General features: G+C 60.3%; 11 protein-coding genes. 8 read left to right on the top strand and 3 right to left on the bottom strand.

Annotation, left to right across the window (positions count from 1 at the left end):
- Positions 1-5 precede the first annotated feature (5 nt).
- A complete protein-coding gene (mnmC, locus tag BK660_RS07060) occupies positions 6-1985 on the bottom strand; it encodes a bifunctional tRNA (5-methylaminomethyl-2-thiouridine)(34)-methyltransferase MnmC2/FAD-dependent 5-carboxymethylaminomethyl-2-thiouridine(34) oxidoreductase MnmC1 (RefSeq protein ID WP_123432712.1) in 1980 nt (659 codons plus the stop codon).
- Between the two features lie 129 nt (positions 1986-2114).
- Here mnmC and pap point away from each other — a divergent pair, with 129 nt between their 5' ends.
- A complete protein-coding gene (pap, locus tag BK660_RS07055) occupies positions 2115-3629 on the top strand; it encodes a polyphosphate:AMP phosphotransferase (RefSeq protein WP_123432711.1) in 1515 nt (504 codons plus the stop codon).
- Between the two features lie 102 nt (positions 3630-3731).
- Positions 3732-4916 (top strand): thiolase family protein, encoded by a 1185-nt coding sequence (locus BK660_RS07050; protein ID WP_123432710.1) that lies wholly within the window; start codon positions 3732-3734, stop codon positions 4914-4916.
- Between the two features lie 111 nt (positions 4917-5027).
- Here BK660_RS07050 and BK660_RS07045 read toward each other — a convergent pair whose 3' ends face one another.
- The gene (locus tag BK660_RS07045; protein ID WP_123432709.1) at positions 5028-5222 is read right to left on the bottom strand and encodes a DUF6316 family protein; all 195 of its coding nucleotides are present in this window, start codon (positions 5220-5222) and stop codon (positions 5028-5030) included.
- Positions 5223-5405: 183 nt separating this feature from the next.
- Here BK660_RS07045 and BK660_RS07040 point away from each other — a divergent pair, with 183 nt between their 5' ends.
- Entirely contained in the window at positions 5406-6365 is a 960-nt protein-coding gene (locus tag BK660_RS07040) for a DMT family transporter (protein WP_123432708.1), read from the top strand.
- Between the two features lie 130 nt (positions 6366-6495).
- Here the strand turns inward: BK660_RS07040 and BK660_RS07035 are convergent, their stop codons facing one another.
- Positions 6496-7890 carry a class II fumarate hydratase gene (locus BK660_RS07035; protein ID WP_123432707.1) on the bottom strand — a complete coding sequence of 465 codons (1395 nt, stop codon included), beginning with the start codon at positions 7888-7890 and terminating at the stop codon, positions 6496-6498.
- 192 nt (positions 7891-8082) lie between these two features.
- On the opposite strand from BK660_RS07035, the gene BK660_RS07030 reads away from it, so the two are divergent.
- The 5 genes from BK660_RS07030 (at position 8083) to BK660_RS07010 (ending at position 12418) form a co-directional block, all read left to right on the top strand.
- Positions 8083-8610: a DUF2059 domain-containing protein gene (locus BK660_RS07030; protein ID WP_027924097.1), complete on the top strand. Its 528-nt coding sequence runs from the start codon at positions 8083-8085 to the stop codon at positions 8608-8610.
- A gap of 12 nt (positions 8611-8622) precedes the next feature.
- A complete protein-coding gene (locus BK660_RS07025; RefSeq protein WP_008151216.1) occupies positions 8623-8922 on the top strand; it encodes a BolA family protein in 300 nt (99 codons plus the stop codon).
- Between the two features lie 102 nt (positions 8923-9024).
- The gene (gene trhO / locus BK660_RS07020; RefSeq protein ID WP_027924099.1) at positions 9025-9966 is read left to right on the top strand and encodes an oxygen-dependent tRNA uridine(34) hydroxylase TrhO; all 942 of its coding nucleotides are present in this window, start codon (positions 9025-9027) and stop codon (positions 9964-9966) included.
- Positions 9967-10005: 39 nt separating this feature from the next.
- Positions 10006-10608, top strand: coding sequence for a DsbA family protein (locus BK660_RS07015; RefSeq protein WP_185045031.1), 603 nt, complete (start codon positions 10006-10008; stop codon positions 10606-10608).
- Positions 10601-12418, top strand: a complete 1818-nt coding sequence (locus BK660_RS07010) for an ABC transporter ATP-binding protein (protein WP_123432705.1) — start codon at positions 10601-10603, stop codon at positions 12416-12418. Before BK660_RS07015 ends, BK660_RS07010 begins: the two co-directional genes overlap by 8 nt.
- The last annotated feature ends 56 nt before the right edge of the window (positions 12419-12474 follow it).

Here is a 12474-nt window from a genome sequence, read left to right as displayed (position 1 = left end):
TGGGTTCATCTACCCCGAATGAGGCGTCGCAAGGCAAAGCGGTTCGGGTGACAGGCCTCGGCCACGGCTCTGGGCAATGGCAGCGGTTCGTTGTCGAGCCAGGCGGCCAGCAACTCGCCCGACAACGGCGCAGTAATCAGCCCCCGTGAACCGTGACCGCTGTTGACATACAACCCGTCCAGCCATGGGCAAAGGATGTCCGGAGTTTGTCGGGCATCCTTGCTCAGGGCGTTGTAGACGTCGGTGAATGCCTGGTTATCGGCCAGTGGGCCGACAATCGGCAAGTAATCCGGGCTGGTGCAGCGAAACGCGGCGCGACCTTCAAGCGTTTCGGGTTGCAAGGTGTCTGCGCCGAGTCGCGCGACCAGGTCCATCGATATTTCTTCGAGCATGTGCAGATTGCCGGCATGCTCGGCAGCGGTCGGTGTCAGGTCATCGTTATGGAAATCGAAACTCGCGCCGAGGGTGTGCTCACCCAAACGTGCCGGAGCGACATACCCTTCGGCGCACACGACGGTGCTCAGGCTTTGGCTTGCAGATGTCTGGTGCAGCCGGGTGATCTGCCCGCGAATTCGTTTGAGCGGCAGTTCGCTGCTGTAGGGGAAACGCTTGATCTCGGCGGCGCCGGCAAGCACCACCACGGGAGCGTCGGCCAGCAATGATTTACCATCCCACGCCTGCCATTGCCCACCGACGCGGCGTAGTTCCAGCACATCACGATGGGTCAGAATCCGGATGTTCGGATGCCTCGCTTGCCATTGGCACAGGGCGGGTGGATGGACCCAGCCGCCTTCGGGGTAAAACAGGCCTCCCGATTGCAGTGAGATACCGGCGCGGCGCTCGGCTGTTTCGCGATCAAGCAGGTGCAGCAAGTCGTCGGGAAACGCCGCTGCCAACTGCGCCTGACGTTCCGCTTCCTTGGCATTGAAGGCCAGTTGCAACACGCCGCAATCGTCCCAGTCGACACCGCGTTGCAACTGCTCGAGCAACCGACGGGTGTGGCCAAAACCACTGACAATCAACTGTGACAACGCCGTGCCATGGGCCGACAGCTTGAGGTACAAAACCCCTTGTGGATTGCCCGAGGCTTCTTGCGCGAGCGCGTCGTGACGCTCCAGCAAGCTGACCTGCCAACCCCGTGCAGCGAGACTTGCCGCCGTGGCGCAGCCGGCCAGTCCGGCACCGATTACCAGCGCATGACGTTCGCCGTCCAGCGGCGTCGGGCGAGCAAACCAGGGTTTTGCGCTAACGGGTGCGGCGCTGTCTTCGGGCCAACCGAGGAACACGCCCCGCAGGATTTCCCATTTGTGGCCGATGCCAGGCGTGCGCTTCATCTTGAAGCCCGCCGCATTCAGCAGGCGACGCACCCAACCGGTGCTGGTGAACGTGCTGATGGTCGAGCCTGGCGCCGCTAGCCGTGCCAGTTCGGCAAACAGTTCGGCGGTCCACATGTCGGGGTTTTTCGCCGGGGCGAAACCGTCGAGAAACCAGGCGTCAATCTGCGCGTCCAGTTGCGGTAACTGCTCCAGTGCGTCGCCGATCAGCAGTGTCAGGGTGACGCGGCCGTTATCCAGGATCAGTCGCTGGAAGCCTTGATGGATCGCGAAGTATTGCGCGAGCAATTGATCGGCGAACGGTTTGAGTTCCGGCCACAACGCCAGGGCTCGTTGCAAGTCGGGTGCGTTCAACGGGTACTTTTCAACGCTGACAAAGTGCAGCCGCGCACCCGCCACAGCGTGTTGCTCAAACAACTGCCAGGCACACAAAAAATTCAACCCGGTGCCGAAGCCGGTCTCGCCAATGACCAAGCGGCCACCGTTCGCCAACGCCGCAAAACGCTCACGCAAATTGTTTTGTCCGAGGAACACGTAACGGGTTTCTTCAAGACCGGACTTGTCCGAAAAATACACGTCGTCGAACACTCGCGAATACGGGCGACCCTGGTCGTCCCAGTCGAGTTGGGCGTGAGGCAATACAGGTTTCATGGCAGGCTCGGCAACGGCAAGGCCGCCATTCTAGCCCCCTCGCCACAAAAGCCCACATGGCAGGGAATTTTCTCTGCGGGTGAGCAGCCCAATCCGCTAGTCTTGCTCAATCTGGAAAGGGAGCCGTCCATGTTTGAATCCGCCGAAATCGGTCACGCCATCGACAAAGAAACCTATGACGCCGAGGTGCCGGCGCTGCGTGAAGCGTTGCTCGAAGCGCAGTTCGAACTTCAGCAGCAAAAGCGCTTTCCCGTGATCATCCTGATCAACGGCATCGAAGGCGCCGGCAAGGGCGAGACGGTCAAGCTGCTCAACGAATGGATGGACCCGCGCCTGATTGAAGTCCGCACCTTCGACCAGCAGACTGACGAAGAGCTGGCGCGGCCACCGGCCTGGCGTTACTGGCGGATGTTGCCGGCCAAGGGCCGCATGGGGATTTTCTTTGGCAACTGGTACAGCCAGATGCTGCAAGGCCGGGTCCATGGCCTGTTCAAGGATGCCGTGCTGGATCAGTCGATCAATCAGTCCGAGCGCTTTGAAAAAATGCTCTGCGACGAAGGCGCGCTGATCTTCAAGTTCTGGTTCCACTTGTCCAAAAAACAAATGAAGGCACGCCTCAAGGCCCTGGCCGACGATCCGCTGCACAGCTGGCGCATCAGTCCACTGGACTGGCAACAATCCCGGACCTACGACAAGTTCGTGAAGTACGGCGAGCGCGTATTGCGTCGCACCAGCCGCGACTACGCGCCGTGGCATGTGATTGAAGGGGTGGATCCCCACTATCGCAGCCTGGCGGTGGGCAAGATCCTGCTCGAAGGCCTGCAAAATGCGCTCAAGCGATCCAAGGTCCATCCCGACAAGGTCAACGCCGCGCCGCTGCCGATCCATATCGATCAGATCAACCTGCTCGACAGCCTCGACTTGACCCTGAGTCTGGACAAGGACGATTACGAAGAACAGTTGATTACCGAACAGGCGCGGTTCTCCGGCCTGATGCGCGATAAACGCATGCGTCAGCACGCGTTGGTGGCGGTATTCGAAGGCAATGATGCGGCGGGCAAGGGCGGGGCGATCCGGCGGGTCGCGGCGGCGCTCGATCCGCGCCAGTACAGCATCGTGCCGATTGCCGCGCCGACCGAAGAGGAGCGGGCGCAGCCATATCTGTGGCGGTTCTGGCGCCACCTGCCGGCCAAGGGCAAGTTCACCGTATTTGATCGGTCCTGGTACGGGCGGGTGCTGGTGGAACGCATCGAAGAGTTCTGTCCTCCAGCGGACTGGCTGCGGGCTTACAGCGAGATCAACGACTTCGAAGAGCAGATTTCCGATTCGGGCATCATCGTCGTCAAGTTCTGGCTGGCCATCGACAAGCAGACCCAACTGGAGCGTTTCCAGGCCCGGGAAGAAATTCCCTTCAAGCGTTTCAAGATCACCGAAGACGATTGGCGCAATCGCGACAAATGGGACGCTTACCGTGCCGCCGTCGGCGATATGGTCGATCGCACCAGTACCGAAATTTCGCCCTGGACCCTGGTGGAAGCCAATGACAAGCGCTGGGCGCGGGTCAAAGTCCTGCGCACGATCAATCGGGCATTGGAGGACGCGTTTGAAAAGTCCGACAAAAAGGCCAAGAAGCAGAAGAACTGAGGCGATGGTTACGCATACGCGGGGTGAATGATTGTCGCGGTCGGTTATGAGGTGGACTTATGCTCGGTCCACTCTCAACCGACAACAACAATGAGGTATGCCATGCGTGAAGTGGTGATCGTCGACAGCGTGCGGACCGGCCTGGCCAAATCCTTTCGCGGCAAGTTCAACCAGACCCGTCCGGACGACATGGCGGCGCATTGTGTCGACGCCTTGTTGGCGCGTACCGGCATCGACCCGGCCAGCGTCGAGGATTGCATCGTCGGTGCAGGCTCCAACGAGGGCGCTCAGGGCTACAACATCGGGCGTAACGTGGCCGTGTTGTCGCGTCTGGGCATCGGCACCGCCGGCATGACCCTCAACCGTTTTTGCTCCTCGGGCTTGCAGGCGATTGCCATCGCCGCCAACCAGATTGCCTCGGGTTGCAGCGATATCATCGTTGCCGGTGGCGTCGAGTCCATCAGCCTGACCATGAAAAGCGTCAATACCGACAACCTGATCAACCCGCTGCTGAAAGAGCAGGTGCCGGGCATCTATTTCCCGATGGGCCAGACCGCTGAAATCGTCGCGCGTCGCTACAATGTCAGCCGTGAAGCGCAGGATCTGTATGCCCTGCAAAGCCAGCAGCGCACTGCACAGGCTCAGGCTGCCGGTCTGTTCGATGATGAAATCGTGCCGATGGCGGTGAAGTACCGGGTTGAAGACAAGGCCACCGGGCAGATTCAAATCCTCGATGGCATCGTCGATCGCGACGACTGCAACCGTCCGGACACCACGCTGGAAAGCCTGGCCGGCTTGAAACCGGTGTTTGCCGAAGACGGTTCGGTCACGGCGGGCAACTCGTCGCAGCTGTCCGACGGGGCGTCGATGACGCTGGTGATGAGCCTGGAAAAAGCCCTGGAACTAGGCCTGAAGCCGAAGGCGTTCTTCCGTGGTTTCACGGTTGCCGGGTGCGAGCCGGATGAGATGGGCATTGGCCCGGTGTTTTCGGTGCCGAAGTTGCTCAAGGCCAAGGGCTTGCAGATTGCCGACATTGATCTGTGGGAGCTCAACGAAGCGTTTGCCTCGCAGTGCCTGTACAGCCGTAACCGGCTGGAGATCGATAACGAGAAGTACAACGTCAATGGCGGCTCGATTTCCATCGGCCATCCGTTCGGCATGACCGGTTCGCGTCAGGTCGGGCATCTTGTGCGGGAATTGCAGCGGCGCAATTTGCGTTATGGCGTCGTCACCATGTGCGTGGGTGGCGGGATGGGCGCTACGGGGTTGTTTGAGGCGGTGCGTTAAGGCTCAAGCGTTTGCGGTGATCATCAGGCCACCTTCGCGAGCAAGCCCGCTCCCACATTCGATCGCATTCCAATGTGGGAGCGGGCTTGCTCGCGAAGGTAGCGCCTCGGTCTAACGGCGGGTACTCAAAATCTGCATCCGCTCGATATACGCCTGAATCTCCCGCTCTGCCGCCTGCGGATTATCAAACGGCCCTTCGAGCGTATTTTCCCGAGTACTGAAATACAGCTCCCCATTCACACGACACAACCGGTCACTGCGAAAGTGGGTCGCGGGGGCGTTGTCCTGGGCGCGCATGCCGTACATGGCGATCTCCTGAGGGTGAATCCCCTGAGCTTATGCACGAACCCCGGACTGTGCCCGGCCAACTGATCGACGGCCGCTGCGACCTGCACAGTTTCATTCGCGTCCACTCGCCAACTGTCCCTGTGTGCCAGACGCCGCTGCGCCTAGAATGGTGTTTCTCGCCATCTGGCTGTTGGGGTTCGCATGCACATTTCATCCGGTCGCTGGGTTTACGGTCTGTTTCTGGCCCTGTTGACTGCGGTGTTGTGGGGGATCCTGCCGATCAAGCTCAAGCAAGTGCTGCTGGTGATGGACCCGGTGACCGTCACCTGGTTTCGCCTGATCGTGTCCGGCAGTTGCCTGTTCGTTTATCTGGCAGCCACCAAGCGTTTGCCCACGCGCAAAGTCCTCGGCCCGCGAGGTGGCTGGCTGGTGTTGATGGCGGTGTTTGGTCTGGTCGGCAACTACGTGCTGTACCTGATGGGCCTGAACCTGCTCAGCCCCGGCACCGCGCAACTGGTGGTGCAGATGGGACCGATCATGTTGCTGATCGCCAGTCTGTTTGTATTCAAGGAACGTTTCAGCGTGGGGCAGGGGATTGGCCTGTTGGTGCTGCTGATCGGGTTCGCCCTGTTCTTCAATCAGCGCCTGGCCGAGTTGCTCACCTCGTTGACCGAATACACCACCGGCGTGCTGTTGGTGTTGTTGGCGTCCACGGTCTGGACCTTCTACGCCTTGGGGCAGAAGCAATTGCTGACGGTGTGGAATTCGTTGCAGGTGATGATGGTGATCTACCTGTTCTGCGCGCTGTTGCTGACACCGTGGGTGCATCCGCTTGAAGCGCTGCAATTGAGCCCGCTGCAAGGCTGGTTGCTGCTGGCGTGCTGCATGAATACCCTGATTGCCTATGGCGCGTTTGCCGAAGCGCTGGCCCATTGGGAAGCGTCGCGGGTGAGTGCGACGCTGGCGATCACGCCGCTGGTGACGTTTGTCGCGGTGTCCATGGCCGCGTGGTTGTGGCCCGACTATGTGCATGCCGAGACGATCAATGGACTGGGTTATGGCGGGGCGGTGCTGGTGGTGTTGGGGTCGGCGCTGGTGGCGTTGGGGCCTTCGTTGATTGCGGGGCTCAAGGCTCGTAAGGTACGAATGGCAGCAGGTTAAGCGCGTTATCGTTCATCGCGGGCAAGCCACGCTCCCACAGGTTTTGTGTAGATCACAATATCCTTGATCGACTCAGAACCTGTGGGAGCGTGGCTTGCCCGCGATGGCTGACTGTCAGGCGCTACACATCTCAGCCCTTGGCCCCAGCCTCCAGCATATTCTCCGGCCTTACCCACGCATCAAACTGCTCATCCGTCAGATACCCCAATTGCAACGCCGACTCCCGCAACGTCAGCCCTTCGGCATACGCCTTCTTGGCAATCTCCGCCGATTTGTCATAGCCGATATGCGGATTCAGCGCCGTCACCAGCATTAACCCACGCTCCAGATGCTCGGCCATTTTCTCTGCGTCCGGTTCAAGCCCGGCGATGCAGTGCTGCTGGAAGTTGCTGCAGCCATCCCCCAGCAGACGGATCGATTGCAGCAGGTTGTGAATGATCACCGGTTTGAACACGTTCAATTGCAGATGGCCCTGACTCGCCGCAAAGCCGATGGCGACGTCATTGCCCAACACCTGACAGGCCAGCATCGACAGCGCTTCGCACTGCGTCGGATTGACCTTGCCCGGCATGATCGAACTGCCCGGTTCGTTGGCCGGCAGTTTAACCTCGGCGAAACCGGCGCGGGGGCCGGAACCCAGCAGGCGCAGGTCGTTGGCGATTTTCATCAGGGTCACCGCCAAGGTCTTCAACGCCCCCGACAGTGTCGTCAGCGGTTCATGACCGGCCAGCGCCGCGAATTTGTTCGGTGCGGTGATGAACGGCAGACCAGAAAGGGCCGCCAGTTCGGAAGCAATCGCTTCGCCAAAACCGTGGGGTGAATTCAGGCCGGTGCCAACGGCGGTGCCGCCCTGGGCCAGTTCACACACGGCTGGCAGCGCGCTGCGGATCGCCCGTTCGGCGTAATCCAGTTGCGCGATAAACGCCGAGATTTCCTGACCGAATGTGATCGGCGTGGCGTCCATCATGTGCGTTCGACCGGTCTTGACCAGTTTCATGTGGCGCGCCGCCAACTCGGCCAATCCACCCGACAGCTCACCGATGGCCGGCAGCAAATGGTGTTGCACGGCTTGGGCCGCCGCGATGTGCATGGCGGTGGGGAAGCAATCGTTGGAGCTTTGCGAGCGATTGACGTGATCGTTGGGGTGCACCGGCGACTTGCCGCCGCGCGGGTTGCCGGCCAGTTCGTTGGCGCGGCCGGCGATCACTTCGTTGACGTTCATGTTGCTTTGAGTGCCGCTGCCGGTTTGCCAGACCACCAGCGGGAACTGGTCGTCATGGCTGCCATCGAGCACTTCGTCGGCGGCCTGTTCGATCAGCCGGGCGATGTCGGCGGGCACGTCACCGTTACGGTCATTGACCCGCGCCGCGGCTTTCTTGATCAGCGCCAGGGCATGCAGCACTGCCAGCGGCATCTTTTCGTTGCCGATGGCGAAGTTAATCAGCGAGCGTTGCGTCTGAGCGCCCCAGTAAGCTTCATCCGGGACTTCCACCTGGCCAAGGCTGTCGGTTTCGATACGGCTCATCATGCACACTCCTGTAGGTCTGATAGCGCAGTTTAGGCCGTGATCGTCGGCCGTGGTTCCATCTGAAGGTTTTTTGCCTCTTCAACCCCTCTAATTCAGGCCTGACAAGGCTTGGGGTTGAGTGACACACTTTTTTAGGCGCAGAATGGACGCCCTTGGGGTTTTACCTCGCCTGCTAGAAAAGGAAACTCGATGACTCGTCTTCGTGCCATCTGTACCGCGGTTGCACTGGTTTGCGCCAGCGGCCCAGTTTTTGCCGATACCGCCAGCCACAACGCCAGTGCCGAAGCTTTCCTGACCCTGGCGCACGCTGACAAATTGGGCACTCCGGTGTACATGCAAGTACAGCAAATGTTCGCTCAGCGCTTTGAACAGACCAAAGCCCCTGAATCGAAAAAAGCCTTGCTGGAAACGTATCAAGCCAAAGCCAACGCCGCGCTGGACCAAGCCATTGGCTGGAACAAGCTGAAGCCGGACATGGTCAAGCTCTACACCACCAACTTCACCGAGTCCGAGCTCAAAGACCTGGTAGCGTTCTACCAGTCACCACTGGGCAAGAAAGTCCTGGAAAAAATGCCGCAGCTGACTCAGCAATCGGCCCAGATGACTCAAGCCAAGCTGGAAAGCGCGGTGCCTGTGGTCAACAAACTGTTGGCTGACATGACTGCCGAGCTGGACCCGAAAGGCGCCGCCGCTCCAGCAGCCAAGAAAAAGCCTTAAGCGGAGTTCGGTATGACCATGCAACAACGCATCGAATCAACGCTGGGCCTGTTACAGCCGCAGCATCTGCAAGTGCTGGATGAAAGCCACATGCACAGCCGTGGGTTGCAGACCCACTTCAAGGCCGTGGTGGTCAGCCAGCAGTTCGAAGGGCTGAACCGGGTCAAGCGTCATCAAAAAGTCTACGGCACGCTCGGCGAGCTGATGGGCGAGTTTCATGCGTTGGCGCTGCATACCTACACGCCTGAGGAATGGGCACAGATCGACGCGGCTCCGGCCTCGCCGACCTGTGCTGGCGGCAGCAAGCATTAAACCCGCGTTTTTTGCTAGAATCCGCAACGCGCCGCTCACCCGGCGCGTTTTTTTTTGAATCCGGTTCACCCTTTGCGAGGGTAGCCACCTGGAGAAATACCCATGACACAACAGATTGTCGTGGCGGCACTGTATAAGTTCGTCACCCTGGAAGATTACGTCGCCCTGCGCGAGCCCCTGCTGCAAGCGATGGTCGACAACGGCATCAAAGGCACGCTGCTGATCGCTGAAGAAGGCATCAACGGCACCGTGTCCGGCAGCCGCGAAGGCATTGACGGGCTGATGGCCTGGCTCAAGAACGACCCACGCATGGACGACATCGATCACAAAGAGTCGTACTGCGACGATCAGCCGTTCTACCGCACCAAGGTCAAGCTCAAGAAAGAAATCGTTACCCTGGGCGTTGAAGGCGTGGACCCGAACAAAAAGGTCGGCACCTACGTGGATCCACAGGACTGGAATGCGCTGATCAGCGATCCGGAAGTGTTGTTGATCGACACCCGTAACGACTACGAAGTCTCGATCGGCACCTTCGAAGGCGCCATCGACCCGAAAACCACCAGTTTTCGCGAATTTCCCGACTACATCAAAGCCAACTTCGACCCGGCCGTGCACAAGAAGGTCGCGATGTTCTGCACCGGCGGCATCCGCTGCGAGAAGGCGTCGAGCTACATGCTCAGCGAAGGCTTCGATGAGGTATATCACCTCAAGGGCGGCATCCTGAAGTACCTCGAAGAGGTGCCGCAGGAAGAAACCAAATGGCAGGGCGACTGCTTCGTGTTCGACAACCGCGTGACCGTGCGTCATGACCTCAGCGAAGGCGACTACGATCAATGTCATGCCTGCCGTACGCCGATCAGCGTCGAAGACCGTGCCTCCGAGCATTACGTCGCCGGTATCAGCTGCCCGCATTGCTGGGATACGCTGAGCGAGAAGACCCGGCGCAGTGCCATCGATCGGCAGAAGCAGATCGAACTGGCCAAGGCGCGCAACTTGCCGCACCCGATCGGCTACAACTACAAGCAAACTCCTTCCGAGGCTTGAACCATGTCTGCGCGCCGCCTGCTCTATGTAATGGATCCGATGTGTTCCTGGTGTTGGGGGTTTGCGCCAGTGGCCAATGCCTTGGTCGAACAGGCGCACGCGGCGGGCGTAGAGCTGCATCTGATCGTCGGGGGGTTACGCACCGGCAGTGGTGCGGCGCTGGAGCCGACCACCCGGCGTTACATTCTTGAACATTGGCAGGCGGTCACCGAGGCCACCGGCCAACCGTTCAAGACCGAAGGCGCGTTGCCGGAAGGTTTCGTGTACGACACCGAGCCGGCCTGCCGGGCGTTGGTGACCGCGCGTGCCCTGGCACCGGATTGCGCATGGAAACTGCTGGGCCTGATCCAGCATGCGTTCTACGCCGAAGGTCGCGACGTCACCCACGCCAGCGTGCTGGTGGAACTGGCCGAGCAGGCCGGTCTGCCGCGCATCGAATTCGCTGCCGCGTTTGATCGTGCCGATATGCACGCCGCCACGGCAGCCGATTTCACCTGGGTCCAGGACCTGGGTATCGCCGGTTTCCCAACCTTGCTGGCGGAGCGCAATGGTCAATTGGCGTTGCTGACCAATGGCTATCAGCCCTTGAGTGAATTGTCCCCGTTGCTCGGCCGCTGGCTGGAGCGCGCTGCCTGTGCATGAGGGACCTGATGACGCCCCGGCTCCCACGCGTGTCGATCGGCTGAGCTGGGCCGAAATCCGCCGACTGGCCCTGCACCATAAAAAATCCCTGTGGATCGCCAATGGCGTCGCCGTGCTGGCGACCTTGTGTAGCGTGCCGATTCCGTTGCTGCTGCCGTTGCTCGTGGATGAAGTGTTGCTGGGCCACGGTGACGCCGCGCTGAAAGTGATGAACCACGCCCTGCCCGAAGGCTGGCAGAAAGCGGCCGGCTACATCGGCCTGATGTTGTTCGTGACGTTGCTGCTGCGCTGCGGCGCCTTGTTGTTCAACGTGATACAGGCAAAATTGTTCGCGGCGCTGGCCAAGGACATCGTCTATCGCATTCGCACCCGGCTGATCGAGCGGCTCAAGCGCATTTCCCTCGGTGAATACGAAAGCCTGGGCAGCGGCACGGTGACCACGCACCTGGTCACCGACCTGGACACACTGGACAAATTCGTCGGCGAAACCCTCAGCCGTTTCCTCGTGGCGATGCTGACGCTCGTCGGCACCGCGAGCATTCTGATCTGGATGCACTGGAAGCTGGCGCTGCTGATCATGCTGTTCAATCCGTTGGTGATTTACGCCACGGTGCAGCTGGGCAAGCGGGTCAAGCACCTGAAGAAACTCGAGAACGACAGCACCTCGCGCTTCACCCAGGCGTTGACCGAAACCCTCGACTCGATCCAGGAAGTGCGTGCCGGCAACCGTCAGGGATTCTTTCTTGGTCGCCTTGGCCTGCGGGCCCGGGAAGTGCGCGATTACGCGATCAGCTCGCAATGGAAAACCGATGCCTCGAACCGGGCGAGCGGCCTGCTGTTCCAGTTCGGCATCGATATTTTTCGCGCGGCGGCGATGCTCACCGTGCTGTTCTCCGACCTGTCCATTGGCCAGATGCTGGCGGTGTTCAGCTACCTGTGGTTCATGATCGGCCCGGTGGAGCAGCTGCTGAATCTGCAATACGCCTACTACGCGGCTGGCGGTGCGCTGTCGCGGATCAACGAGTTGTTGGCGCGGGCTGATGAGCCGCATTACCCCGGTGGTGTCGACCCGTTCCAGGGTCGCGACACTGTGGGCATTGAAGTGCAGGGCCTGAGCTTCGGTTACGGCGATGAGTTGGTGTTGAACAAGATGGACCTGTCCATCGCCCCCGGTGAAAAAGTCGCGATTGTCGGCGCCAGTGGCGGCGGCAAAAGTACGCTAGTGCAACTGTTGCTGGGCTTGTACACGCCGTCGGCCGGGACCATCCGCTTCGGTGGCTCGACCCAGCAGGAGATCGGTCTGGAAACCGTGCGCGAAAACGTCGCCGTGGTCCTGCAACATCCGGCCCTGTTCAATGACACCATCCGCGCCAACCTGACGATGGGCCGTGTACGCAGCGACGATGCTTGCTGGCAGGCACTGGAAATTGCCCAGCTGCACCACACGGTTCGAGAGCTGCCCAATGGCCTGGACAGCATCGTCGGACGCTCCGGCGTGCGGTTGTCCGGCGGCCAGCGCCAACGCCTGGCGATTGCGCGGATGGTGCTGGCCGAACCCAAAGTGGTGATTCTCGATGAGGCGACCTCGGCGCTGGACGCCGCCACCGAATACAACCTGCATCAGGCACTGGCGCGGTTTCTCAGCCACCGCACCACGCTGATCATTGCGCATCGGTTGTCGGCGGTGAAACAGGCTGATCGGGTGCTGGTGTTCGATGGCGGACAGATTGCCGAGGATGGCGACCATCAACAACTGATTGCCGAGGGTGGTTTGTACGCAAAGCTCTATGGGCATTTGCAGCAACTTTAGCGTCGATGTGCAGTCCCTTTTCTATTGCGCTTCATGCGTCGCCGGGAACATCTTGG

Source organism: Pseudomonas brassicacearum (assembly GCF_003732265.1).
GTDB classification, from domain to species: Bacteria; Pseudomonadota; Gammaproteobacteria; order Pseudomonadales; family Pseudomonadaceae; genus Aquipseudomonas; species Aquipseudomonas brassicacearum_D.
Note: the sequence above shows the minus strand (reverse complement) of the source record. Positions and strands in the feature narration are given on the sequence as shown.

What these genes read in the sequence shown, in the direction of transcription:
- mnmC (WP_123432712.1), bottom strand. Translation starts at nt 1,985, where the DNA reads ATGAAACCTGTATTGCCTCACGCCCAACTCGACTGGGACGACCAGGGT.
- pap (WP_123432711.1), top strand. Translation starts at nt 2,115, where the DNA reads ATGTTTGAATCCGCCGAAATCGGTCACGCCATCGACAAAGAAACCTAT.
- BK660_RS07050 (WP_123432710.1), top strand. Translation starts at nt 3,732, where the DNA reads ATGCGTGAAGTGGTGATCGTCGACAGCGTGCGGACCGGCCTGGCCAAA.
- BK660_RS07045 (WP_123432709.1), bottom strand. Translation starts at nt 5,222, where the DNA reads ATGTACGGCATGCGCGCCCAGGACAACGCCCCCGCGACCCACTTTCGC.
- BK660_RS07040 (WP_123432708.1), top strand. Translation starts at nt 5,406, where the DNA reads ATGCACATTTCATCCGGTCGCTGGGTTTACGGTCTGTTTCTGGCCCTG.
- BK660_RS07035 (WP_123432707.1), bottom strand. Translation starts at nt 7,890, where the DNA reads ATGAGCCGTATCGAAACCGACAGCCTTGGCCAGGTGGAAGTCCCGGAT.
- BK660_RS07030 (WP_027924097.1), top strand. Translation starts at nt 8,083, where the DNA reads ATGACTCGTCTTCGTGCCATCTGTACCGCGGTTGCACTGGTTTGCGCC.
- BK660_RS07025 (WP_008151216.1), top strand. Translation starts at nt 8,623, where the DNA reads ATGACCATGCAACAACGCATCGAATCAACGCTGGGCCTGTTACAGCCG.
- trhO (WP_027924099.1), top strand. Translation starts at nt 9,025, where the DNA reads ATGACACAACAGATTGTCGTGGCGGCACTGTATAAGTTCGTCACCCTG.
- BK660_RS07015 (WP_185045031.1), top strand. Translation starts at nt 10,006, where the DNA reads ATGTGTTCCTGGTGTTGGGGGTTTGCGCCAGTGGCCAATGCCTTGGTC.